The following is a 24,746-nucleotide window of genomic DNA, read 5'->3' as shown; positions in this document are numbered from 1 at the left end:
CAGCGCGCGCCCATCGACTGCCCCACTAGCATGGGGACATGAGCACTGCTTTCCCCGATCCCGCATGCCCGCCGACCTGATCGTGGCCCGCCCCGAAGGCCTGTACTGCGCGGCCGGCGATTTCTACATCGACCCCTGGCGGCCCGTGGAGCGGGCCGTGATCACGCATGGCCACTCCGACCATGCGCGCGCCGGCCACGCCCATTACCTGGCCCATGACGACAGCGCAGGCGTGCTGCGCGCACGGCTGGGCGCGGACATCACGCTGCAGACCCTGCCGTATGGCGAAGCCATCGATCACCACGGCGTGCGCATCTCCCTGCACCCGGCCGGCCATGTGCTCGGATCGGCCCAGGTGCGGCTGGAGCATGGCGGCCAGGTCTGGGTGGCCTCGGGCGACTACAAGACCGAGGCCGACGGCACCTGCACCCCCTTCGAGCCCGTGCGCTGCGACACCTTCATCACCGAATCCACCTTCGGCCTGCCCATCTACCGCTGGCCCCGCCAGCCCGAGCTCATGGCCGACATCAACGCCTGGTGGCAGGCCAACGCGGCCCAGGGCCGGCCCTCGGTGCTGCTGTGCTATGCCTTCGGCAAGGCCCAGCGCATCCTGCACGGGGTGGACAGCGGCATCGGCCCCATCGTCGTGCACGGCGCGGTGGAGCCGCTCAATGCCGTGTACCGCGCGGCGGGCGTGGACCTGCCGCCCACGCTGCGCGTCACCGACCCCGGCGTGGATGCACAACGGCTCAAGACCGCCCTGGTGCTGGCGCCGCCTTCGGCGCAGGGCACGCCGTGGATGCGCCGGTTTCCCGGCCATGCCGATGCCTTTGCCAGCGGCTGGATGCAGCTGCGCGGCACGCGCCGCCGCCGTGGCGTGGACCGGGGCTTCGTCATGTCCGACCATGCCGACTGGCCCGGCCTGCAGTACGCCATTGGTGCCACGGGCGCCGAGCGGGTCTTCGTCACCCACGGCAGCGTGGCCGTGCTGGTGCGCTGGCTGCGCGAGCAGGGCCTGGATGCGCAGGCCTTCCAGACCGAATACGGTGATGAGGACGAGGCTGCCGCCGCCCAGGCTGCACCGGATGAGGCGCCCGCCCCATGAAGGACTTCGCCGCCCTCTACCGCGCGCTGGACGCCAGCACCGCCAGCCGTGACAAGCAGGCCGCGCTGCAGGCCTATCTGCGCGCCGCCGCGCCTGCCGATGCGGCCTGGGCCGTCTATTTCCTGGCCGGTGGCAAGCCGCGCCAGCTGGTGCCCACCAAGGTCTTGAAGGAGCTGGCGCGCGAGGCTGCCGGCCTGCCCGAATGGCTGTTCGACGAAAGCTACGAGGCCGTGGGCGACCTGGCCGAGACCATTGCGCTGCTGCTGCCGCCACCCGGTGACGCGCACGACCTGGGCCTGGCCGCCTGGGTCACGGACCACCTGCTGCCGCTGCGCGGCATGGCGCCCGAGGCGCTGGCGGACACGCTGCGCATGCAATGGGCGCGGCTGGCGGCCGATGAGCGGCTGGTCTACTTCAAGCTGATCACCGGCGCCTTCCGGGTCGGCGTGTCGCGGCTGCAGGTCACGCAGGCGCTGGCGGCCGTCAGCGGCGTGGATGCCAAGCGCATCGCCCAGCGGCTCATGGGCTACACCCACATCGGCGCGCGGCCCGGGGCGGCCGACTACCTGCGGCTGGTGGCAGGCGAGGAAGAGGGCGATGACGCGCATTCGGGCGAAGCCCGTGGCCACCCCTATCCCTTCTTCCTGGCCCATCCGCTGCAGTTGCCGCTGCAGCAGTTCGACGCCGTGCTCGGCCCGCCGTCCCAATGGGTGGTGGAGTGGAAATGGGACGGCATACGCGCCCAGATCGTGCGGCGCGGCAGCGGTGACGCGCTGGGCACCTGGATCTGGTCGCGCGGCGAGGAACTGGTGAGCGAGCGCTTCCCCGAGCTGCAGGCCATGGGCGATGCCTTGCCTGCGGGCACCGTGATCGACGGCGAGATCGTCGTCTGGGCCGAGCAGCAGGGCGAGGCGCCCGCCCATGTGCGCCCCTTTGCCGACCTGCAAAAGCGCATAGGCCGCAAGACCCTGGGCCCCAAGCTGCTGCGCGAGCTGCCCGTGGTGCTGCTGGCCTATGACCTGCTGGAGGAGGGCGGCCAGGACCTGCGCGCGCTGCCCCAGCATGAACGGCGCGCAAGGCTGGAGCAGCTGGTGGCCGCCGTGGCGCATCCGGCACTGCTGGCCAGCCCCGTGCTGCAAGGCGACAGCTGGGCCGCCCTGGCCGAACTGCGCGAGCAGGCCCGTTCCCTGGGAGTGGAGGGCATGATGCTCAAGGTCCGCGATGCCGCCTACGGCGTGGGCCGCACCAAGGACAGCGGCGTGTGGTGGAAGTGGAAGATCGATCCGCTGAGCGTGGACGCCGTGCTCATCTATGCACAGCGTGGCCACGGCCGTCGCGCCAGCCTCTACAGCGACTACACCTTTGCCGTCTGGAACGCGCCGCCCGGCACCGAGGGCCGCGCCCTCGTGCCCTTCGCCAAGGCCTATTCGGGCCTGACCGATGCCGAAATGGCGCGCGTGGACGCCATCATCCGCAAGACCACGGTGGAGAGCTTCGGCCCCGTGCGCAGCGTGCGGCCCACCCTGGTGTTCGAGCTGGGCTTCGAGGGCATTGCGCGCAGCGCGCGCCACAAGAGCGGCATCGCCGTGCGCTTTCCGCGCATGCTGCGCTGGCGCGAGGACAAGCCTGTGCAGGAGGCCGACTCCATCGATACGCTGGCCGCCCTGCTGCCGCACTCCGACCCGTGACCCACCCTTGACGCACCGCGCCATGGCCACCCGTTCCCCCCACCCCCTCGCCACCGCCTGGCTTGCCGCACGGGGCTGGAAGCCCTTTGCCTTCCAGCGCGCCGTGTGGAAGGCGCTGGCCCAGGGCCACAGCGGCCTGCTGCATGCCACCACGGGCGCGGGCAAGACCTATGCGGTCTGGCTGGGCGCGCTGCAGGCCTTTGCGGGCCCGCCGCAAACCCCGATGCCGGCGCACACCGGAAAACGAAAACCGGCCTCCGCACCGCTCACCGTGCTGTGGATCACGCCCATGCGCGCCCTGGCGGCCGACACGCTCAAGGCCCTGCAGACGCCCTTGCAGGCGCTGGCCCAGGGCCATCCCGCGCTGGCGCGCTGGACCGTGGGCGCACGCACGGGCGATACGGGGAGCGCCGAGCGCAGCGCGCAGTCGCGCCAGCTGCCCACCGTGCTGGTCACCACGCCCGAGAGCCTGTCCCTGCTGCTGGCGCGCGCCGATGCGCGCGAGCTGCTGGGCTCCGTGCGCCTGGTGGTGGCCGATGAATGGCATGAGCTGCTGGGCAACAAGCGCGGCGTGCAACTGCAACTGGCCCTGGCACGGTTGCGCGGCTGGAGCCCGCAGCTGTGCGTCTGGGGCATGTCGGCCACGCTGGGCAATCTGGACGAGGCCATGCAGACACTGCTGGGCCTGGACGACCATGGCCAGCCGCGGCCCGGCGTATTGGTCCAGGGCCAGGTGGACAAGCGCCTGGTGGTGGACACCCTGCTGCCCGACCGGCCCGAGCGCTTTTCCTGGGCCGGCCACCTGGGCCTGGCCATGCTGCCGGCGGTGGTGCGCGAGCTGGAGGCCACGGCTGGCTCCACCCTGGTCTTTGTGAATGTGCGCTCGCAGGCCGAGCTTTGGTACAAGGCGCTGCTGGAGGCCCGGCCCGACTGGGCCGGCCTGCTGGCCATCCACCATGGATCGCTGGACCGGGGTGTGCGCGAATGGGTGGAGGCCGGGCTCAAGGCCGGCACGCTCAAGGCCGTGGTCTGCACCAGCAGCCTGGACCTGGGCGTGGACTTCCTGCCCGTGGAGCGCGTGCTGCAGATCGGCTCGGCCAAGGGCATCGCGCGCCTGCTGCAGCGCGCGGGCCGCTCGGGCCATGCGCCGGGCCGGCCCTCGCGCATCACCCTGGTGCCCACGCACAGCCTGGAGCTGGTGGAGGCCGCCGCCGCCCGCGCCGCCGTGCGCGCGCAGCAGGTGGAAATGCGCGCCAGCCCCCGCCAGCCCGCCGACGTGCTGGTGCAGCACCTGGCCACCGTGGCCCTGGGCGGCGGCTTCGTGCCCGATGAGCTGTATGCCGAAGTGCGCCGCACCGTCGCCTATGCCGGGCTGGCGCCTGCGGTCTGGCAGTGGTGCCTGGACTTCGTGCACCGCGGCGGCCCCTCGCTGGCCGCCTATCCCGACTACCAGCGCGTGCGGCCCGACGCGGAGGGCATCTGGCGCATGCCCGACGCGCGGCTGGCGCGCAGGCACCGCGCCAACATCGGCACCATCGTCAGCGATGCCAGCATGAGCGTGCAGATCCTGCACGGCGCGCGGCTGGGCAGCATGGAAGAGAGCTTTCTGTCGCGCCTGTCGCCCGGCGATGCCTTTGTCTTCGCTGGCCAGGTGCTGGAGCTGGTGCGCATCGAGGACATGACCGCCTACGTGCGCCGCGCCGCCAGAACGCGGCCCACCGTGCCGCGCTGGGCCGGCGCGCGCATGCCGCTGTCCACCGTGCTGGCCGACTTCGTGGTGCAGCAATTGGCGCTGGCGGCAGCGGGCGACTACCGTTCGCCCGAACTGCGCTGCGTGCGCCCCCTGCTGGAAGTGCAGCAGCGCTGGTCGGCCCTGCCCACGCCCGCTACGCTGCTGGCCGAAACCCTGCGCACGCGCGAGGGCTGGCACCTGTTTCTCTATCCGTTTGCAGGCCGCCATGCCCATATGGGCATGGCCAGCCTGCTGGCCTGGCGCGCCGCCCAGGGCGAGACGGGCACCTTCTCCATCGCCGTCAACGACTACGGGCTGGAGCTGCTGAGCGCCACCGAGCGTGACTGGGCCGCCATGCTGCCCGAACTGCTGCGCGCCGAGCCGGCCCAGGCCGTGGCAGTGCCCGGGCGCGTGTCCGCCAGCCAGGCGGTCGCCACGCGCAACACCGCCAATGCGGACCGCCACTGGGACCAGGCTGCCGACGATGCCCACCTGGCGGGCGAGGAGGCCCATCAAGCCCGCCATGCCCTGCTGCACGAAGTGCTGGCCAGCCTCAACGCCACCGAGATGGCAAGGCGGCGCTTCCGCGAGATCGCCCGCGTCTCGGGCCTGATCTTCCAGAGCCACCCGGGCGAGCGCCGCAGCGCGCGCCAGCTGCAGGCCTCGGCCCAGCTGTTCTTCGAGGTGTTTCGCAAGTACGACGACAGCAACCTGCTGCTGCGCCAGGCCGACGAGGAAGTGCTGAGCCAGGAACTCGATGTCGCCCAGCTGCTGGCCGCGTTGCGCCGCATGCAGGCGCAGACGCTGGTGGTGAGCGCGCTGCGCCGTCCCAGCCCGTTTGCCTTTCCGCTCATGGTGGAGCGCTTTCGCGAAAAGCTCACCAACGAGCACCTGGCCGACCGCATCGCGCGCATGCTGGCCCAGCTGCACGAGGCGGCAGACGCCGGCGGTGCAGCCAGCGAGCCGCGCACGCAGGACCTGATCCCGCCCGATCCGCCGCTGCGTCCACGGAAAAAGCCCAAGGCAGACCAGCCCTCCGCCGTGGACGAGGACACGGCCGCCGTGCGCCGCACGCTGGATTTCTCGCTGCAGGCCACCGACGGCCCCGAGGCCGATGCCGCCAGCCGCCGCCCGCGCCGCGTGCGCAAGCCCTCGCGGCCCTTGCCGCTGCTGTAGAACCATTGCACCGCTGATGAAAGGCCACGCACCGTTGCCAAGTCCTGTTTCCCCCGACGCCCTGGCCGGCAGCCTGGGCATGTTCCTGGCCGGCGAGCCCGTGCACCTGCTGGCCCAGCATGCGCTGTGGTGGCCCGCCCAGGGCACGCTGTTCATCGCCGACCTGCACCTGGGCAAGGCCGCCACCTTCCGCGCGCGCGGCATTCCCGTGCCGGCGGGCACCACGCAGGGCAACCTGGAGCGGCTATCGGCCCTTCTTCTGGGCCTGCCCGTGCGGCGGCTCGTGGTGCTGGGCGACTTCCTGCACGCGGCCGAGGCACGCAATCCTGCCGTACTGGCTGCACTGGCCCGCTGGCGCAGCCGCCATGCGGCCGTGGAACTGGTGCTGGTGCGCGGCAACCATGACAGCCACGCAGGCGATCCGCCGCCCGCGCTGGGCTTTGCCATCGTGGACGAGCCCTGGCACCTGGGGCCGTTCGCCGCCTGCCATCACCCCCAGCCGCCAACCCAGGACCTGCAGGCGCAGCAGGCCCGGCCCTGGCATGTGCTGGCCGGCCATGTCCATCCCGCCATCGTGCTGCGCGGCACCGGCCGCGACAACCTGCGTCTGCCGTGCTTTGCCGTGCACGCGGGCTTTACCCTGCTGCCCGCCTTCGGCCTGTTCACCGGCATGGCCAGCCTGCCGCCCGAGCCAGGCCGCCAGCTCTTTGCCGTGGGCGCGGACCGGGTCTGGGCCGTGCCTGGGTGAGCCCAGGGATGTAATCGGGCGTAATTCTCCGCAAGGCCGTTGTTCCCTACAGTGACTCCCGCAGCAAGCGTGGCGGGACAGCAGGCAGTGCCCGGGGATGCCGCAGCGCTTTTCGTTCCACCAGGAGGAATGCATGGGCGTTCAACTCAATTTCTTCAACCAATCGAACGACGCGAACCACCCGCAGATCGTCATCTTCCAGAAGAACGTCGCCAGCGACCTCGATGCGCCTGCCGTGGCCTGGCGCGTCATCAAGTACTGCGGCCAGGGCGACAACCATCCGTTCACCTTTCCGCTGGGCCTGCAGGTCGGCGCCAGCGACAGCCATGGCAACTGCACGCCGCAGCTGGAGGCGCAGTACGGCCAGCAGTTCCAGATGGCGCCGTCCACCGCCGGCGATCGCCTGGCGCCCGCAGGCTACGGCGCCAGCTCCAAGGAAGTGCAGGTGCTCAACGCGCTGCCCCAAGGCGCCATCAACGCCAGCTGCTACAAGGACGGCAGGCTGCTGGCCGTCAAGACCGCGATTGCCCCCCGGCAAAAGGCCATCTTCGAATTCAAGCCCAGCATCTGGATCGGCGTGGCCTCGCACATCCAGCAGGGCCAGATCATGAACTCGGCCATCGTCTCCCAGATGAACACCGAAATCTCCCTGCTGGGCATCTCCCGTGCCGACATCGTGATGCGCGGCGGCGGCTCGGGGGCGAATTCCCGCCCCTTCTCGTTCTCGCTGGAGAACGTCGTGATGTGCTGATGCAAGGTCGCGGCAAGGGGAGGAGGCGGAGAAAGGGCAGTGAGGGGGCGGAGAGGGGACGCAAGGGCCTGTGCATGACAGTCTGATGACGGCTGTCACATCCCTGTCATGGACGCAGCCAAGAATCCCGCACTTGCCCGGCCCGCGCAGGCCACTTCCGCAGGTGCTTCCTCCTCCCCATGACCGATGCAGCCTCCCCCCTGGCACAGGCCCACGAAGACGCAGGCCTGATCTGCGGCTGGCGCTTCTTCAGTGACACACGGCAGTGCGTGCAGGCCGTGACGGCGCCATCCGCCGCGCAGTGGCTGGCCGATGCCGCAGCCCGGTCCGATGCGGGCCGGCGCGATTTCCTGTGGCTGCACTTCAACCTGACCCACACCCAGTCCCTGCGCTGGCTGCAGCGCCATGCGGGCCTGCCCGACGTGTTCTATGCCGCCCTGCGCGAGGGCCTGACCTCCACGCGCATCGAGCGCGCCGACGACAGCCTGGTCGCCGTGCTCAACGATGTGAACTTCGAGTTCAACTTCGATTCGGCCGACATCGCCACGCTGTGGATCTGCCTGGACGAGCGCCTGGTCATCACCGCGCGCACCCAGCCGCTGCGCTCTGTCGATGCCCTGCGCGACGCCGTGCGCCGCGGCGACAGCCCCGCCAGCACGGCCGAGCTGCTGGAGCACCTGATGCGCACCCAGGCCGATGTGCTGGTCAAGGTGGTGCGCGAGACCACGGTGCGCGTGGACGACATCGAGGACGCCATCCTGGCCCAGCGCTACCACCATCCGCGCGCCCACCTGGGCCGGCTGCGCCGCCTGCTGGTGCGCCTTCAGCGCCTGCTGGCGCCCGAGCCCGCCGCGCTGTTCCGCCTGCTGCAGCAGCCCCCCGGCTGGATGGGCGAGGAAGACCGGCGCGGCCTGGCCGCAGCGAGCGAGGAGTTCTCGCTCATGCTGCGCGACATGCAGACCCTGCAGGACCGCATCAAGCTGCTGCAGGAAGAGGTGGCCGCCGCCGTGAACGAGGACAACAGCAACAGCCTCTTCGTTCTGACCGTGGTCACCGTGCTGGCCCTGCCCATCAACATCCTGGCCGGCCTGTTCGGCATGAACGTGGGCGGCATACCGCTGGCCGAGCACGAGCACGGCTTCTGGATCGTGGTGTCCATCGTCGTCGCCTTCACCGTCATCGCCGCATGGCTGGCGTTTCGCAAGAAGCGGTACAGGGATTAGGGCTCAGGCCGCCACAGCCCTTGCCCTCGCCCCGAACGCCACCGCCCGCAACTTGCCCAGCAGCGGCCACACCAGCATCAGCAGGGCCAGCGTGGTGATGGTGCCGGACAGGCCGTTGTGCCAGAAGATGCCCAGCTCGCCCTGGCTGGAGAGCATGCTCTGGCGGAAGGCGTCTTCCATGCGGTCGCCCAGCACGATGGCCAGGACCATGGGCGCCAGTGGATAGTCGAGCTTCTTGAACACGTAGCCGACCACGCCGAAGACCAGCATGAGCCAGATGTCCGTGGCATTGCCGTGCACGGTGAAGGCGCCGATGGCGCAGACCATGAGGATCATGGGCGCGACGATGGAAAACGGCACGCGCAGGATGGCGGCGAACAGCGGCACGGTGGCCATGACGATGACCAGGCCGGCGATGTTGCCCAGGTACATGCTGGCGATCAGGCCCCAGACGAAGTCCTTTTGCTCGGTGAACAGCAGCGGGCCGGGCTGCAGGCCCCAGATCATCAGCCCGCCCAGCAGCACGGCCGCCGTGGCTGAGCCCGGAATGCCCAGGGCCAGCATGGGCAGCAGGGCCGAGGTGCCGGCCGCGTGGGCGGCGGTCTCAGGGGCGAGCACGCCTTCGGGGTTGCCCTTGCCGAAGCTGTCGGGGTCGCGCGAGAACTTCTTGGCCAGCCCGTAGCCCATGAAGCTGGCCGCCACGGCGCCGCCCGGCGTCACGCCCATCCAGCAGCCCACCAGGGCCGAGCGCAGCATGGTCAGCCAGTAGCGCGGCAGCCGGGCCCAGGTCCTGAACACCACCTTGAGGTCGATGGAGGCCTTCTTGCCCTTGAAGGCCAGGCCTTCCTCGATAGTCATCAGGATCTCGCTGATGCCGAACAGGCCGATCACCACCACCAGGAAATCAAAGCCGCGCAGCAACGCCGTGGAGCCGAAGGTCATGCGCAGGTCGCCCGAGATGGTGTCCATGCCCACGGCCGCCAGCAGCAGGCCCACGGCCATGGCGGCCACGATCTTGGCCTTGGGCTCCTTGCCCATGCCGATGAAGGAGCAGAACGTCAGGAAGAAGACCGCAAAGAACTCCGGCGGCCCGAACTGCAGCGCGAACGAGGCCACGACCGGCGCCAGGAAGGTGATCAGCATCACGCCCGAGATGGCGCCGATGAACGAGCCTGTGAAGGCCGTGGTCAGCGCCGCCCCGGCGTGGCCCTGCTGGGCCATGGGATAGCCGTCGAAGGTGGTGGCCACCGACCAGGCCTCGCCCGGGATGTTGAACAGCACCGAGGTGATGGCGCCGCCGAACAGCGCCCCCCAGTAGATGCACGACAGCAGGATGATGGCCGAGGTGGGCGACATGCCGAAGGTCAGCGGCAGCAGGATGGCCACGCCGTTGGGGCCGCCCAGGCCCGGCAGCACGCCGACCACGATGCCCAGCAGGATGCCCGTGAGCATCAGTCCCGTGTTCTGCCAGGTGGTGACGGCCGCGAAGCCGTGCGCGAGGTATTGGAGTTCGTCCATGGTGTTGCTCCGTGGCGGCGACAGGGGTCAATAGCCGAGCCAGGCTTCAAGCGGACCCTTGGGCAGGGGCACCTTGAACTGGATCTCGAAGACGTAGAACAGCAGCACGCTGGTGAAGCCCGACAGCGCCACGGCCTTCCACCAGGGATAACGGCCCGCAAACACCATGAAGCCCGTGATGAACAGCACCGAGGCCGCGTAGATGCCCAGCGGCGCGATCACGGCGATGTAGGCCGTCAGCGGCAGCAGCACCTGGGCCACGCGCCTGAGCTGCAGCCAGCTGGCGAACTGCTCCTGGCTGCGGCTGCGCAGCGCCTGCACGAAGACGGCGATGGCGCAGATGCCCAGCACGGCGCCCACGCGCAGCGGGAAGTAGCCGGCCTGCGGGCCGGTGTCGCTCCAGCCTGCGCCAATGCGCTGGTTGTCCCAGACCACGAGCACGGCCAGCGCCAGCAGCACGGCGGCCACGCCGTACTCCACATGGCGGCGGGACAGGCCGGGGGCCTGGGCTTCGGTGGCGGGGATGGATTCGGTGGCCGCGCCGGAGGGCTGGGCCGGGGCTGCTGCTGCCGCTGCCGCTGCATTGGAGGAGGGCGGGGCAAGGTGGATGGCGGTGTCCATGGCGCGGCTCCTCACTTGGCGGCGGCGGCCACGCTGGCCGACAGGAAGCCGGCCTTCTTCATGATGTCGAGGTGGCGCGTCTCGTCCTTGGCCAGGAAGTCCACGAAGGCCTGCCCCGTCATGTACTCGGGCTTGAGCGCGTTTTTCTCCAGGTACTCCTTCCACTCGGGCGTGTCCACGATCTTGCGCATCACGCCTGCATAGAACTGCGCCTGCTCGGGCGTGGTGCCGGGCGGCAGGAAGAAGCCGCGCAGCATGGTGTATTGCACATCCAGGCCCTGCTCCCTGCAGGTGGGGATGTCCGACAGCGCCTGGCTGCCCGTGACCTTGGCCGTGTACTCGATGCGCTGCGTATCGAACACGCACAGCGCCCGCACCTGGCCTGCGCGCCACTGCGCCATGGACTCGCTGGGGTTGTTGACGTTGGAGTCGATGTGCTTGCCCACCAGCTGGGTGCTGGCCTCGCCGCCGCCCTTGTAGGGGATGTAGGTGAACTTCACGCCGGCGGCCTGTTCCATGTTGGCCGTGATGATCTGGTCCTCGCGCTTGGAACTGGTGCCGCCCATCTTGAACTTGCCGCCGGCCTGCCGCGCGGCGGCCAGGTAGTCGGCGGGCGTCTGGTAGCCGGTCTCGGCATTGACCCAGAGCACGAACTGGTCCTGGGCAATCATGGCCACGGGATTCAGGTCGCGCCACTGGAAGGGCAGGGCCGTGGCCATGGGCAGGGTGAAGATGGCCGTGGAGGCCACCAGCAGCTTGTGCGGGTCGCGCGCCGAGGCCTTGACGTCCAGAATGCCCTCGGCGCCGGAGGCACCGGCCTTGTTGAGGATGACCACGGGCTGCTCGATCAGCTTGTGTTTGGTGACGATGGCCTGGATCACGCGTGCCATCTGGTCCGATGCGCCACCGGCCGAGAACGGCACGACGAGTTCGACGGACTTGGCGGGCTTCCATTGCGCCCAGGCGGCAGGGGCGGCGAGGGTGATGGCAGCTGTGGCGGCTGTGGCGGCGAGGGTGGCGACGGCAGTTGCCGCCAGGCGGTTGCGGGGCGATGTCATGTCTCTTGTCTCCTGTTATTTCCTGGTATGGGTGCAATCCACGATCAAGGGGGCGAGCCATGTGCTCCGGCTCTGCCAAGGGGTTTCGGCGCGGGGCCGATGGGTTCAGGCGGCCTTGCGCAGGGCCCCGGCTGCGGCGTGGGCCGCGAAGTAATCCATGGCCGCCTGCACGCCGCTGCCGGCCAGACGGATGCCGGACAGCTTCAGGCCCATCTCCACGCCCGCCACCATGGCCAGCAGCGTCAGGTCGTTGCTGTCGCCCAGGTGGCCCATGCGGAACATGCGGCCCTTGAGCTTGCCCAGGCCCGCGCCCAGCGACAGGTCGAAGCGCGTGTGGATCAGGCGGCGCAGGGCATCGGCATCCACGCCTTCGGGCGTGATCACGCCGGTGAGCACGGGCGAGTAGACCTGCGGATCGGCGCACTGGATGGGCAGGCCCCAGGCCTGCACGGCGGCACGCACGCCGGCCGCCCAGCGCTGGTGGCGCGCAAACACCGTATCCAGCCCTTCGGCCAGCAGCATGTCCAGCGATTCGGACAGGGCGTACAGCAGGTTGGTGTTGGGCGTGTAGGGCCAGTAGCCGGTCTGGTTCATCTCCACGATCTCGTCCCAGGCCCAGAACGACTTGGGCAGCCTGGCGCTTTTGGCGGCCTCCAGCGCGCGTGGCGACAGCGCGTTGAAGCTGATGCCGGGCGGCAGCATCAGGCCCTTTTGCGAGCCGCTGATGGTCACGTCCACGCCCCATTCGTCATGGCGGTAGTCGGCGCTGGCCAGGCCCGAGATGGTGTCCACCAGCAGCAGGGCCGGGTGGCCCGCCGCGTCGATGGCCCGGCGCACGGCGGCGATGTCCGAGGTCACGCCCGTGGAGGTCTCGTTGTGCACCACGCACACGGCGCGGATCCGGCGCTCCGTGTCCTTGCGCAGCCGCGCCTCGATCAGCCCGGCCTGCACGCCATGGCGCCAGCCCGGCGCCTGGGGCAGATGCTCGTCGGAGCCGCCATAGGACAGGAACTCGGTGGACAGGCCCAGGCGCGTGGCCATCTTCTGCCACAGCGAGGCGAAGTGGCCGGTCTCGAACATCAGCACATGGTCGCCAGGGCTGAGCGTGTTGATCAGGGCCGCCTCCCAGGCGCCCGTGCCGGAGGCCGGATAGATCACCACCGGATGCCGGGTCTTGAAGACCTGCTGGATGCCGGCCAGCACCTTCAGGCCGAGCTGGCCGAACTCCGGCCCCCGGTGGTCGATGGTGGGCAGGCTCATGGCCCGCAGGATGCGGTCGGGAACCGGGCTGGGGCCGGGGATCTGGAGGAAGTGGCGGCCCGTGGGATGGTTGTCGAGCGTGAGCATGGTGCGTCCTTTTCAAGGAAATGCCAGGTCGGTCTGCGGGGGGAGGGTGTTTGCGAATTTTTGCATTCAAAATTCATAAATGCCTTGGTGATAACCATGAATGCCTTGAGAAATGCTTGCGTAAAAATGAATGCAAAATTCATTCGACCAGGAGAATCCATGGCGGAGATCATCGAGATTTCGCGGCTTGCCCTGCATGACCAGGTGGCGGCGCGGCTGCGCACCTGGCTGGTGGAAGGGCGCATACCGCCCGGTGCCAAGCTCAACGAGCGCGCGCTGTGCGAGCAGTTGCGCGTCTCGCGCACGCCGCTGCGCGAGGCCATCAAGCTGCTGGCCTCCGAAGGGCTGGTGGACCTGGTGCCCAACCGCGGCGCCGTGGCCGTGCGCCTGGGCGAGGCCGATGTGCTGCAGACCTTCGAAGTGCTGGCGGGGCTGGAGGGCATGTCGGGCGAGCTGGCCGCGCAGCGCATCAGCGAGCAGCAACTGGCCGAGGTGCGGGCCCTGCACTTCGAGATGCTGGCCAGCCATGCGCGCCAGGACCTGTCCGGCTACTACCGGCTCAATGCGCTGATCCACTCGGCCATCAACCGCGCCGCCGCCAACCCCGTGCTGGCCGAGACCTATGGCCGCATCAACGCCCGCGTGCAGTCGCTGCGCTTTCGCACCAACCAGGACGCGGCCAAGTGGAAACGCGCCGTCCAGGAGCACGAACGCATGCTGGAGGCGCTGCAGGCGCGCGACGCCGCCGCGCTGCGCCAGGTGCTGGTGGCCCACCTGGAGCACAAGCGCGACACCGTCATCGCCCTGCTCAAGGCAGGCCAGATCTACCCACGAACCATGAACGAATGAGAGCCGCCATGCTGATGGAATCCACGCACCGCCTTGCCGCTTCCGCCGACGACACCGTGCCCGCCCCCGGCACCGTGCTGCCGCCCGACGATGTCAGCCAGATGCTGGCGCGCCGCCTGCGCTCGGACACGCGCGGCCAGGTTCTGTTCGACGCCGCCTCGCGCGGGCGCTATGCCACCGATGCCTCCATCTACCAGATCATGCCGGTGGGCGTCTTCGTGCCCACCTGCGAGCAGGACATCGCCACGGCCCTGCAGATCGCCCGCGAGCTGAGGGTGCCCGTGCTGCCGCGTGGCGGCGGCACCAGCCAGTGCGGGCAGACCACGGGCGCGGCCCTGGTCATCGACAACAGCAAGCATTTGCGCAACATCCTCTCGGTGGACCCTGATGCAGGCACGGCCGAGGTCGAGCCCGGCCTGGTGCTGGACCACCTCAACGCCCGGCTCAAGAAGCTCGGCCTGTGGTATCCGGTGGACGTATCGACCAGCGCCCAGGCCACGCTGGGCGGCATGGCGGGCAACAACTCCTGCGGCTCACGCTCCATTGCCTACGGCAACATGGTGCACAACGTGCGCGGCGCCCGCGCCTGGATGGCCGATGGCGAGCTGCTGGACTTCGGCCCCGTCGCCCAGGCCACGGGCCGCGCGGCGCGCATTGCGCAGTTCGTGCACGGGCTGGCGCAACAGCACCGCGAGGACATCCACGCTCACTGGCCCAAGGTCATGCGCCGCGTGGCGGGCTACAACCTCGACATCTTCGACAACCAGAGCGAGCGGCCCTACACGGCCGACGGCAGCGTCAACCTGGCCCATCTGCTGATAGGCGCCGAGGGCACGCTGGCCTACACGCGCTCGCTCACCCTGCAGCTCAGCGCGCTGCCGCGCGCCAAGGTGCTGGGCGTGGTCAACTTCCCCACCTTCCACGCGGCCATGGACTCGGCCCAGCACATCGTGAAGCTGGGCCCCACGGCCGTGGAGCTGGTGGACCGCACCATGATCGAACTGGGCCTGGCCAACCCGGCCTTCAGGCCCACCATAGAGACCGCGCTCATCGGCCGCCCGGCCGCCATCTTGCTGGTGGAATTCGCCGGCGACGACCGCGCCGCGCTGCTGGCGCGGCTGCGCCAGCTGGTGGAACTCATGGGCGAGCTGGGCCTGCCCGGCAGCGTGGTGGAAATGCCCGAGGAAGCGGCCCAGAAAAACCTCTGGGAAGTGCGCAAGGCGGGGCTGAACATCATGATGAGCCTCAAGGGCGACGGCAAGCCCGTGAGCTTCATCGAGGACTGCGCCGTGCCGCTGCAGCACCTGGCCGAGTACACCGACGCGCTCACCGAAGTGTTCGCGCGCCATGGCAGCCGGGGCACCTGGTACGCCCATGCCTCCGTGGGCACGCTGCATGTGCGGCCCATCCTGGACATGCGCACCGACGGCGCGGCGCGCATGCGCGCCATTGCCGAGGAAGCGGCCGAACTGGTGCGCAAATACAAGGGCGCCTTCAGCGGCGAGCACGGCGACGGGCTGTGCCGCGGCGAGTGGATTGCCTGGCAGTTCGGGCCCGCCATCACCGAGGCCCTGCGCGCCATCAAGCAGGAGTTCGATCCCCAGGGCCTGTTCAACCCCGGCAAGATCATCGATACGCCCAGGATGGACGATGGCCGGCTGTTCCGCTTTGCGCCCGCCGATGCGCCCCGGCCCTACCGGCGCATTCCCATCACGCCCGTGCTCGACTGGTCCGCCTGGAACGTGCAGGCCGACCCGGTCACCGAAGTCACCACGGCGCCCGGCACGGGCGGCGACGTCACCGGCGGCTTTGCCAAGGCCGTGGAGATGTGCAACAACAACGGCCACTGCCGCAAGTTCGACGCCGGCACCATGTGCCCCAGCTACCGCGTCACGCGCGACGAGCAGCACCTGACGCGGGGCCGCGCCAACACCCTGCGCCTGGCCATCTCGGGCCAACTGGGCCCGGACGCCTTCACCAGCGAGGCCCTGCACGACACCATGGACCTGTGCGTGGGCTGCAAGGGTTGCAGGCGCGACTGCCCCACGGGCGTGGACATGGCCCGCATGAAGGTGGAATTCCTGGCCCACTACAAGGCCCGCCATGGCCACACGCTCAAGGACCGGCTGGTCGCCCATCTGCCGCGCTACGCGGCCACGGCCAGCCGCATGCCCTGGCTGCTGAACCTGCGCAACCGCCTGCCCGTGCTGCGCCAACTGGGCGAAAAACTGCTGGGCCTGTCCGCCCGGCGCTCGCTGCCGGCCTGGCGCAGCGACACCTTCTGGCGCGCGCCCGAAGCACATACCCTTCTTGACCGCGACCAGGCCCTGGCCCGCGCGGCGGCCGGCGAGCGCGTGGCCGTGCTCTTCGTGGACACCTTCAACGGCACCTTCGAGAGCGAAAACGCCCTGGCCGCCGCGCGCGTGCTGCAGGCGGCCGGCTATGCGCTGCACACCGCCAGCAAGTCCGCCAAAGAGGGCGGCGGCCACCACTGCTGCGGCCGCACCTACCTGGCCACCGGCATGGTCGAGCAGGCCAAGGCCAGCGCGGGTGCGCTGATCAACGCCCTGGCGCCATTGGCCCGGGCCGGCATTCCCATCGTCGGCCTGGAGCCCTCCTGCCTGCTGACCCTGCGCGACGAAGCCCTGGTCATGGGCCTGGGCGAGCCTGCGCAGGCCGTTGCCGCCCAGGCCCTGCTGTTCGAGGAATTCATTGCCCGTGAAGTGAAGGCCGGCCGCTTCGCGCTGCCGCTGCGCGCCGCCGAGGCGCCCATCCTCGTGCACGGCCATTGCCACCAGAAGGCCTTTGGCGCCGTCAGCCCCATCCTCGACGTGCTGCGGCTGATTCCCGGCGCCCAGCCCGAGCTCATCGAAAGCTCCTGCTGCGGCATGGCCGGCAGCTTCGGCTACGAGGCCAGCCACCACCAGGTCTCCATGGACATGGCCGAGGCGGCCCTGCTGCCGGCCATACGCCAGCGCCCCGAGGCCATCGTCGTGGCCGACGGCACCAGCTGCCGCCACCAGATCGCCGACGGCACGGCGCGCGAAGCCGTGCATGTGGCGCGGCTGCTGGAAAGCCTGCTGGACGCCCGCTGACTGCCCGCTGATCGCCATCCTCCATCCCGCACAAGACCAAGGCACTCCCATGAAGCACAAGCCCTGCCTGGACCTCCAGGACATCAAGGCCATCGCCCAGGCCGCCGAGGCGCATGCCACGGCGCGCGGCTGGGCCGTCAGCATCGCCATCGCCGATGACGGCGGCCACCTGCTGTGGCTGCAGCGCCTGGACGGCGCGGCACCGGCCTCGGCCCACATCGCGCCGGCCAAGGCCCACGCCGCAGCACTGGGCCGCAAGGAAAGCCGGCTCTATGAGGAAATGATCAATGGTGGCCGCACCGCCTACCTGAGCGTGCCTGCGCTGCAGGGCCTGCTGGAAGGCGGCGTGCCCATCACCAGGGAGGGCCACTGCCTGGGCGCCGTGGGCGTCAGCGGGGTGAAGCCGGCCGAGGATGCGGAGGTGGCGCGGGCGGGGATTGCGGCGCTGGGGGCCGCGCCGCAGCGTTAGCGGCCCTGGGCTTCAGCGCGACTTGCGCGGCTGCAGGGCCTCGGCGCGCAGCATGGCCAGCACGGCATCGCGCTTGTGGTGCAGGTGGGTGACCAGCAGCTCGCGTAGGGCCGTGGCGTCGCGTGCGCCCAGGGCCTCGATCATGGCCTCGTGCTCCTTGACGGCCTGCTTCCACTTGGCCGTGTCCAGGTTGGTGCGAAAGCGCAGCGACTGCACGCGGTTGTTGATGCGCTGGAAGGTCTCCGTCAGCACGGGGTTCTTGGCGGCGCTGTTCAGCGCCGCGTGGATGGAGGCATTGAGCCGGTAGTAGGCAGACACGTCGGCGCGCGCCACGCTGGCCATCATCTCGTAGTGCAGGGCGCGGATCTCGGCGAATTCCTGGTCGGTGATGCGCTGGGCGGCCAGTTCGCCCGACAGGCCCTCGATGCCGGCCAGCACCTCGAAGGCGTGCATGACATCGGCCTCGCTCAGCTTGACGGCAATGGCGCCGCGGTTGGGCAGCAGGTCGGCCAGGCCTTCGGCGGCCAGCAGCTTGATGGCCTCGCGCAGCGGCGTGCGCGAGACGCCGAGCTGCTCGCACAGCTCGCGCTCGTTGAGCTTGGCGCCCGGGGCGATGCGCCCCTCGATGAGCATGGACCGCAAACGGTCCGCCACCTGCTCGTGCAGCGCCGCCCGCGATATCTCGATGATCTCCGCCATCTAGCGGTCTCCTTGGCTGTTCCTGGCTGGTGGATGCCCCCGCCACAGGTATTGCGCCATGCGGGGCGGCGCCGATGTTAGCCGAGTTTGCATCCCCTGCGGGCCGCCGGGCGGGCGCACGCGCTGTCCCTGCCAAGCACTACAGGCTTTTCAGCAGGGGCCTACGGCCGGCGGAGACTCTTGATCCCACCATGGATGCCGATCCGACAGACCAACCAGGGAAAAACAATGGCCCAACCAGGAATCAGGCTGCAGATCCAGGTGGATCTTGCCTATGACATCCGCGATCCGGCCGGGGCCGACTTCGTGTTCAACATCCATGCGGCCCACACCTCGCACCAGACGGTGGAGAACGAGCGTTTGGTGCTCAGCCAGCCGGTGGAGCCCGACATTGCCACCGAGCCCGCCACCTCCACGCGCTTCATGCGCCTGCATGCCAACCCCGGCCCCCTGCACCTGACCTACACGGCCACCGTCTGCATCGCGCACCACCGCGAGGATCCGGCCGTGCTGGGCGAGGTTCCGGTGCGCTGCATCCCGCTGGAGGTGCTGCCGTACATCTACCCCAGCCGCTACTGCCAGTCCGACCGGCTGATGCAGCTGGCCTTCCGCAATTTCGGCCAACTGGCGCCCGGCTATTCGCGCGTGCTGGCCATACAGCAATGGGTGCAGGAGCTGGTGACCTTCGCTTCGGCCACCAGCAACTCGTCCACCTCGGCCGTCGATACCCTGGTGGAGCAGGTGGGCGTGTGCCGCGATTTCACGCACCTGATGATCGCCCTGTGCCGCGCGCTGAACATTCCCGCCCGCATCGCCACCGGCACGGACTACGGTGCCGACCCTGCGCTGGGCCCGCCCGATTTCCATGCCTACGTGGAAGCCTACCTGGGCGACAGGTGGTACCTGTTCGATGCATCGGGCACGGCCATTCCCATGGGCTTCATGCGCTTTGGCACGGGCCGTGACGCGGCCGACGTGGCCTTTGCCACCATCTTCGGCAACGTGGTGGCCATGGCCCCCATGATCCAGACACAGGCCCTGGAAGACGAGCACAGCCAGCTGCCCCGGCTGTGCAGCGAGGCGCTGTCGACCACCGCGCCTTCGCCCGCCGTGCTGTCGGGCTGCGCATCGTTTGGCAGCACGGCGGACCGAAGGAGCTTCAGGCAGCTGCCTGCCTGAGCTGCCTGCGCTGCGTGAAATGCCTGGGCTGTGTGAGGCGCGCGGCGGCGGTCCTCAGAAGCGGTGCGTTCCCGTCACCGCAAAGGTGCGCCGCTGGCCGTAGAAGCAGTCGCCGCGTGCCAGGCACTGCGTGATCTGCACCTTGTCGGTCAGGTTGACCACGTTGAAGGCCAGGCGCCATGGGCCGGCGTCATAGGACACCATGGCGTCCAGCAGGGTGGCCGAAGGCGTGTCTACCAGGCTGGTGCCCGTCCACTGCGAACCCGTGTAGCGCACGCCCGCACCCAGGCTCCAGCCGCCGCGTCCTTCGCTGGCAAAGCGGTGCGTCAGCCAGGCCGACGCCGTGTGGCGCGGCACGCTGGTCACGCGCTGGCCCTGGTCGCCGCCATTGCTGCGGGAGATGACGGCGTCGGTGTACGCATAGGCCAGCGTGGCGTCCCAGTGGCGGGCCAGGCTGGCGGTCAGCTCGGCCTCGAAGCCGTTGACCTTGACCTCGCCGATCTGCAGGCTGTTGAGCGGGTTGGCGGGGTCGGTGGTCTTGCGGTTCTTCTCGCGCAGCGTGTAGACGGCGGCGAAGGCCGACAGGCCCTGGCCCGGTGGCTGCCATTTCACGCCGGCTTCCCATTGCTCGCCGCGCTGCGCCTTGTAGGGCGTGCCGTAGACGTTCACGCCGCCCAGCGGCTGGAAGGACTCGGAGTAGCCCAGGTAGGGCGCCCAGCCACCGTCCATCTGGTAGGTGGCGCCTGCGCGCTTGGTCCAGGCCTTCTCGTCCACGGCGGAGGCGGGACGGCCTTCGGTGTCCGTCTGCGCGCTGTCGTGGCGCAGGCCCAGGGTGGCGGTCCAGCGGCCCCACTTGATCTGGTCCTGGGCGTAGAAGCCCAATTGCTTTTGCGACACGCCCGGCTGGCGCACCAGCTGCGAGGCCGTGGGCGGCGTGAAGTTGCCGTAGACGGGGTTGTAGACGTCAAACGGCGCGGTCACTCCGCGCCAGGTGGACTGGCTGGTGCTGTTGCGCTGCGCATCCATGCCGGCCAGCACGGTGTGCTCGGCCGTGCCCCAGCGCAGCTTGCCTTCGAGCTGCGTGTCGATCACCAGCATGCGCCCGCCGTTGACCTGCCAGGAGGCATCGCGGTAGACGCTGCGGTTGTCGGGGTTGAAGACCGGGCGCGCAGGGCGGCCCTGGCCGGGGATGGCGGTGAAGCTGGTGTAGATGGAGCGGTAGTCCACGTCGCTGATGGTGCGCCGCAGGTTCTGGCGCACGGTCCAGTCCGCGTTCAGGCGGTGGCTGAACAGGTAGCCCCAGGATTTGTTCTCTGTGTCGAACGAGTCCCAGCCGGGCTCGCCGATGAAGGTGCTGGTGGGAATCTGGCCGTAGGGGCTGGGCAGGCGCGTGCCCTGCCAGGGGAAGAAGCCAATCAGCGAGCCGCTCTTGTCCTTCTGGTAGAGCGCCTGCAGCGTGAGCGAGGTATCGGCACTGGGCCGCCAGGTCAGGCTGGGCGCGATCACCAGGCGGTCATCGTTCACATGGTCCACCTGGGTGCCGCTTTCCCGGCCCACGGCCACCAGGCGGTAAAGCCACTGGCCGTCTTCGGTGACGGCGCCTGTCAGGTCGGCGGCGATCTGCTTGCGCCCGTAGCTGCCCATCTGCACCTGCACCTCGCGCAGCGCCTCGGCCTGCGGGCGCTTGCTGGTCAGATTGAGCACGCCGCCCACGCTGCCCTGGCCGTAGAGCACGGAAGAGGGTCCGCGCAGGAATTCCACGCGCTCCAGCGTGTAGGGATCGGGCCGGCTGGTGTTGTAGGTGCCGTAGGTGCGCAGCAGCCCGTCCTGGTACTGGCTCACGTTGCCGCCGCGTGCCGAGAAGCTGTCCACCCGGCTGTCGAAATAGTTGGACACCACGCCGGCGCTGTAGGCGGTGGTCTGGCGCAGCGTCTGCACGCCCTGGGCCTCGAACTGGTCGCGCGTGACCACGCTGATGGCCTGGGGCGTCTCTATCAGCGGCGTGTCGGTCTTGGTGGCCGAGATGGCGCGCTTGGCGGTGAAGCCCACCACAGGGCCGGTGGGATTTTCCTTCTCGGTGCCTGCGTTCACGGTGACCGGGGCGAGCGTGGCCTCGGGGACCTTGTCAGGCTGGGCCTGTGCGTGGGCTGCGCCGCACAGGGCAAGCAGGGCGGCATGCGCAACTGCCGTGCGCGAGAGTCTTTGGGTAAGCATGGTCAATGGTCGAGAGCTGGGAAACCTGTGCCGTGGGGCGTGCTCTGGGTGCGTCGGCGCTGCTGCCGGCCCTGGGGCCAGCAGCGCAGCCTGTCATGGCGGGTGCGGATTCTAGAATGACAATGGGAATGATTTCTTTTTCTTTTCATTTGTATGTAGCATGCAACGTATTGTTATCATTTTGATAGCGTAGAAGCTTGTTTTGAAGGGACCTGCGGGTCGATGTGCAGGGCGGTGCGATACGCGTACGGTCTTGCTTGCGGGAAGTCCGCGCAGCGTGATAGCCCTCTTCGTGCCGGGGCGCCAGCGGCCCCGGGCGCCTCAGGCCTGGGCGGCCTGCAAGGGGTTGCCTGGGTGTGAAACTACCTCGGGCCACAGCCGACCGGCCGCCGCCTGCAAGGCTTGCACCAACTGCTGCGTATCCGTCTTGCCGGTGGCGTGCAGCGCTTCGGTCACGATCAGCGCGTTGACGGTGGATTCGCGCACTGCCGAGTGGCCGCTTTGGCGGTTGCACCAGCGCCGGGCGTGGGCGCGGCCAGCCGTGTCGGCAAAGATGATTTCGCCGGGCTCGGGATATTCGATCTCGCCCGAGAAGGTCTCGTAGACCTCGCTGCCGGTTGCGGGGCGCACCTGCAGGCAGCCGCTGATGCGGTCCAGGTCGAAGACGGCCACGGGAATGGCAAAGGCCACCGAGGCCGCATTGCACAGGTCCACCAGCGGATGCAGGCCCGGCAGATCTCCCTCCTTGCGCAGGCGGCGCAGCAGGGCCTCGGCGGCGCAGCGGTATTGCGTGGGCTTGAGGCCCATCCTGGCAAAGCCGCGCCGCCAGGCCTGAATGGATGGCATCTCGCTTTCCGGGGTGCAGGCCAGGTTCTGCCTGGCCTGTGCCATGAAGGGGGCGATCACGGCGTGTGCGGGCACGTCGGGTGACAGGCCGCGCAGCAGCAAGGCCTGCGTGGCCAGTTCAGGAAAGTCGCGGGGGATGGAGGGTGCGTAGGAGAACGGCAAGATCGGGCCTTGTGAGTGGAGAGGGGATGTGATCCCCATCCTCGCCAGGCCGGTTTGCGTGGTCTTGAAGGAAATTGCAGCGCGTCACGCAGCGCAGGCGCTTGCTGCCCTGGCATAGAAGCCGGGCGCCATGCCGAAGCTGCGCACGAACAGGCGCGTCATATGGCTCTGGTCGGCAAAGCCGCTGTGCGCGGCGGCCTCGGCCAGCGGCATGCCGCTGGCGATGAGCCCGCGCGCCTGGTGCAGGCGCCGCTGCAGCAGATAGGCATGGGGCGTCATGCCTGTGGCGCGCGCAAAGGCGCGCAGGAACTGGTAGCGGCTCAGGCCCGCCTCGTGGGCCAGGGCGCCCAGGGTCAGGGGCGCTCCGGGATCGTCGTCCATCCGGGCGCGGGCCAGGGTGATGGGGGCCGGTGCGCGGGGCGCAGGGGCAGGGCGCTGCAGCATGCCGCCCAGCAGCTGCAGCAGGGCTTCGTCCAGGTCCAGGGCGTCCGCTGGCTCGCCGCTGCCGGTCATCCTGCGGTACAGGGTCTGAAAACACGCGGCCAGGCGCGGGTCGCGCACGGCGGGCTGGCGGAACTCGAAGCCGGCCGCCGGCCCTGCGCCATCCATGTCCGCCATGAGCCCGGCCACGACCGAGGGCTCCAGGTACAGCATGCGCCAGGCGCGACCGCCATCGCCCAGGGGCATGCCGTCATGCAACTCGCCGGGGTTGACCATGATGAGGTCGCCAGCCCCGGCCTCGTACAGACCTCGCCCGCTGGCGGATTTCTGCGCGCCACGCTCAATCAGGCCGATCCCGTACTGCTCGTGGGCGTGCCGCCCAAAGTGCCTCGCCGTGTCTGCGGCCACGGCCTCCACGCCTGCGGTGCGGCAGCGCAGCCAGCTGAAATGCCCATCCGTGGTCGATACCATGCCGCAGCCTTTCCTATCCAATCTGGCGCGCCAGCGTGATCGCCAGGCCGGCCAGCCCCGCGCCCACCACCACGGGGATCACGCCCACCTTCCAGCGCAGCAGCGCGGCCGCCGCAGCCAGGCCCAGCAGTGCGGACGGCCAGTCGAAGGGACCCGCCCAGCCCTGGGGCCACAGCACATGCCAGGCAAAGAACACGGCCAGGCTGGCGATGACGCCCACCACGGCGGCCGTGATGCCCGTCAGCGGCGCGGTGAAGCCCAGCCTGCCATGGGTGGACTCGATGAAGGGGCCGCCCAGCAGGATGAAGGCAAAGGACGGCAAAAAGGTGAAGAAGGTCACGACCAGGGCGGCGGCGGCGCCGGCAGGCAGCAGCGCATCGGGGCCGAACACCTGCGTGCTCCAGCCGCCCAGGAAGCCCACGAAGGACACCACCATGATCAGCGGCCCCGGCGTGGTCTCGCCCAGGGCCAGCCCGTCCATCATCTGCGTGGCCGTGAGCCAGTGGTAGTGGTCCACGGCACCCTGGTAGAGGTACGGCAGCACGGCATAGGCGCCGCCAAAGGTCAGCAGTGCCGCCTTGGTGAAGAACCAGCCCATCTGGGTGAGTGCGCCCTGCCAGCCGAAGGCGGCGGTCAGCAGGCCCAGCGCCAGCGCCCACAGCCCCAGGCTGGCCGCCAGCACCTGGCTGAAAAAACGCCAGCTGAACCGTGCATGGGCCGGTACGGGCGTGTCATCGTCGATGACGGCCGGGCCGTGGCTGCCGCCGCCGTGGCCGTGGCCGTGCCCGCCTGCAGGGGCGAAGTGGCGCGGCGCCAGCCTGCCCCCCAGGTAGCCCAGTGCGCCGGCCGCCAGCACGATCAGCGGAAACGGCAGCTTCAGCGCGAAGATGGCCACGAAGGCCGCCGCGGCAATGCCCCACAGCCAGCCGTTGCGCAGGGTGCGCGAGCCCACGCGCCAGGCCGCCTGCACCACCAGCGCCGTCACGGCCGGCTTGATGCCGTAGAAGATGCCGGCAATGGCCGGCACATGGCCGAAGGCCACATAGATCCAGGACAGGCCGATCAGCAGCACCAGCGAGGGCAGCACGAACAGCCCGCCGGCCACGATGCCGCCCCAGGTGCGGTGCAGCAGCCAGCCGATATAGGTGGCCAGCTGCTGCGCCTCGGGGCCGGGCAGCAGCATGCAGTAATTGAGCGCATGCAGGAAGCGCCCCTCCGAGATCCAGCGCCGCCGCTCCACCAGGTCCTCATGCATGATGGCGATCTGCCCGGCCGGCCCGCCAAAGCTGATGCAGCCCAGCTTCAGCCAGTAGCGCAGGGCTTCGGCGCGGGTGGGGGCCACAGGGGCCGCGGG

Annotated in this window: 19 protein-coding genes; 10 read left to right on the top strand and 9 right to left on the bottom strand. The window is 69.6% G+C overall.

Features of this window, described 5'->3' with window-relative positions:
* Nucleotides 1-64: 64 nt before the first annotated feature.
* The 6 genes from GRX31_RS26820 to GRX31_RS26795 all read left to right on the top strand — a co-directional run bounded on the left by GRX31_RS26820 (nucleotide 65) and on the right by GRX31_RS26795 (nucleotide 8,423).
* Nucleotides 65-1,105, top strand: a complete 1,041-nt coding sequence (locus GRX31_RS26820; RefSeq protein WP_017404396.1) for a ligase-associated DNA damage response exonuclease — start codon at nucleotides 65-67, stop codon at nucleotides 1,103-1,105.
* Entirely contained in the window at nucleotides 1,102-2,793 is a 1,692-nt protein-coding gene (locus GRX31_RS26815; RefSeq protein WP_160855669.1) for an ATP-dependent DNA ligase, read from the top strand. Before GRX31_RS26820 ends, GRX31_RS26815 begins: the two co-directional genes overlap by 4 nt.
* Nucleotides 2,794-2,815: 22 nt before the next feature.
* Nucleotides 2,816-5,701 (top strand): ligase-associated DNA damage response DEXH box helicase, encoded by a 2,886-nt coding sequence (locus tag GRX31_RS26810; RefSeq protein WP_160855667.1) that lies wholly within the window; start codon nucleotides 2,816-2,818, stop codon nucleotides 5,699-5,701.
* A gap of 16 nt (nucleotides 5,702-5,717) precedes the next feature.
* Nucleotides 5,718-6,449 (top strand): ligase-associated DNA damage response endonuclease PdeM, encoded by a 732-nt coding sequence (gene pdeM, locus GRX31_RS26805; RefSeq protein WP_202396728.1) that lies wholly within the window; start codon nucleotides 5,718-5,720, stop codon nucleotides 6,447-6,449.
* Between the two features lie 133 nt (nucleotides 6,450-6,582).
* Nucleotides 6,583-7,200, top strand: coding sequence for a hypothetical protein (locus GRX31_RS26800; RefSeq protein WP_160855665.1), 618 nt, complete (start codon nucleotides 6,583-6,585; stop codon nucleotides 7,198-7,200).
* Between the two features lie 179 nt (nucleotides 7,201-7,379).
* Entirely contained in the window at nucleotides 7,380-8,423 is a 1,044-nt protein-coding gene (locus GRX31_RS26795; protein WP_160855663.1) for a transporter, read from the top strand.
* Nucleotides 8,424-8,426: 3 nt separating this feature from the next.
* Here the strand turns inward: GRX31_RS26795 and GRX31_RS26790 are convergent, their stop codons facing one another.
* The 4 genes from GRX31_RS26790 to GRX31_RS26775 form a co-directional block, all read right to left on the bottom strand.
* Nucleotides 8,427-9,941 carry a tripartite tricarboxylate transporter permease gene (locus tag GRX31_RS26790; protein ID WP_160855661.1) on the bottom strand — a complete coding sequence of 505 codons (1,515 nt, stop codon included), beginning with the start codon at nucleotides 9,939-9,941 and terminating at the stop codon, nucleotides 8,427-8,429.
* Nucleotides 9,942-9,968: 27 nt separating this feature from the next.
* Nucleotides 9,969-10,562 (bottom strand): tripartite tricarboxylate transporter TctB family protein, encoded by a 594-nt coding sequence (locus GRX31_RS26785; RefSeq protein ID WP_160855659.1) that lies wholly within the window; start codon nucleotides 10,560-10,562, stop codon nucleotides 9,969-9,971.
* 11 nt (nucleotides 10,563-10,573) lie between these two features.
* Nucleotides 10,574-11,620: a Bug family tripartite tricarboxylate transporter substrate binding protein gene (locus GRX31_RS26780; RefSeq protein ID WP_160855657.1), complete on the bottom strand. Its 1,047-nt coding sequence runs from the start codon at nucleotides 11,618-11,620 to the stop codon at nucleotides 10,574-10,576.
* A gap of 105 nt (nucleotides 11,621-11,725) precedes the next feature.
* Nucleotides 11,726-12,967, bottom strand: coding sequence for a pyridoxal-phosphate-dependent aminotransferase family protein (locus GRX31_RS26775; protein WP_160855655.1), 1,242 nt, complete (start codon nucleotides 12,965-12,967; stop codon nucleotides 11,726-11,728).
* A 159-nt stretch (nucleotides 12,968-13,126) separates the two neighbouring features.
* On the opposite strand from GRX31_RS26775, the gene GRX31_RS26770 reads away from it, so the two are divergent.
* Genes GRX31_RS26770 through GRX31_RS26760 form a run of 3 tightly spaced genes read left to right on the top strand, consistent with a single transcriptional unit; the run spans nucleotide 13,127 to nucleotide 17,380 of the window.
* Complete coding sequence (locus GRX31_RS26770) at nucleotides 13,127-13,816, top strand: GntR family transcriptional regulator (RefSeq protein WP_012204897.1); 690 nt, start codon at nucleotides 13,127-13,129, stop codon at nucleotides 13,814-13,816.
* 8 nt (nucleotides 13,817-13,824) lie between these two features.
* Nucleotides 13,825-16,911, top strand: a complete 3,087-nt coding sequence (locus GRX31_RS26765; RefSeq protein ID WP_160855653.1) for an FAD-binding and (Fe-S)-binding domain-containing protein — start codon at nucleotides 13,825-13,827, stop codon at nucleotides 16,909-16,911.
* A 49-nt stretch (nucleotides 16,912-16,960) separates the two neighbouring features.
* Entirely contained in the window at nucleotides 16,961-17,380 is a 420-nt protein-coding gene (locus GRX31_RS26760) for a heme-binding protein (protein WP_061287798.1), read from the top strand.
* Between the two features lie 12 nt (nucleotides 17,381-17,392).
* Here the strand turns inward: GRX31_RS26760 and GRX31_RS26755 are convergent, their stop codons facing one another.
* Nucleotides 17,393-18,079 carry a GntR family transcriptional regulator gene (locus GRX31_RS26755; protein ID WP_160855651.1) on the bottom strand — a complete coding sequence of 229 codons (687 nt, stop codon included), beginning with the start codon at nucleotides 18,077-18,079 and terminating at the stop codon, nucleotides 17,393-17,395.
* A gap of 228 nt (nucleotides 18,080-18,307) precedes the next feature.
* Here GRX31_RS26755 and GRX31_RS26750 point away from each other — a divergent pair, with 228 nt between their 5' ends.
* The gene (locus GRX31_RS26750; RefSeq protein WP_160855649.1) at nucleotides 18,308-19,258 is read left to right on the top strand and encodes a transglutaminase-like domain-containing protein; all 951 of its coding nucleotides are present in this window, start codon (nucleotides 18,308-18,310) and stop codon (nucleotides 19,256-19,258) included.
* Nucleotides 19,259-19,312: 54 nt separating this feature from the next.
* On the opposite strand, the gene GRX31_RS26745 is transcribed toward GRX31_RS26750, so the two are convergent.
* From GRX31_RS26745 to chrA, 4 genes are all read right to left on the bottom strand, one after another.
* A complete protein-coding gene (locus GRX31_RS26745) occupies nucleotides 19,313-21,472 on the bottom strand; it encodes a TonB-dependent siderophore receptor (protein ID WP_160855647.1) in 2,160 nt (719 codons plus the stop codon).
* 321 nt (nucleotides 21,473-21,793) lie between these two features.
* Nucleotides 21,794-22,480 (bottom strand): B3/B4 domain-containing protein, encoded by a 687-nt coding sequence (locus GRX31_RS26740; protein WP_043792050.1) that lies wholly within the window; start codon nucleotides 22,478-22,480, stop codon nucleotides 21,794-21,796.
* Nucleotides 22,481-22,564: 84 nt separating this feature from the next.
* Complete coding sequence (locus tag GRX31_RS26735; RefSeq protein ID WP_043792052.1) at nucleotides 22,565-23,392, bottom strand: AraC family transcriptional regulator; 828 nt, start codon at nucleotides 23,390-23,392, stop codon at nucleotides 22,565-22,567.
* Nucleotides 23,393-23,405: 13 nt separating this feature from the next.
* Nucleotides 23,406-24,746, bottom strand: a 1,341-nt coding sequence (gene chrA, locus GRX31_RS26730; RefSeq protein WP_237426789.1) for a chromate efflux transporter, incomplete at its 5' end; no start/stop codon positions are given.

This window comes from Delftia sp. CH05 (assembly GCF_009827015.1).
In the GTDB taxonomy this organism is placed as follows: Bacteria; Pseudomonadota; Gammaproteobacteria; order Burkholderiales; family Burkholderiaceae_C; genus Comamonas; species Comamonas tsuruhatensis.
Note: the sequence above shows the minus strand (reverse complement) of the source record. Positions and strands in the feature narration are given on the sequence as shown.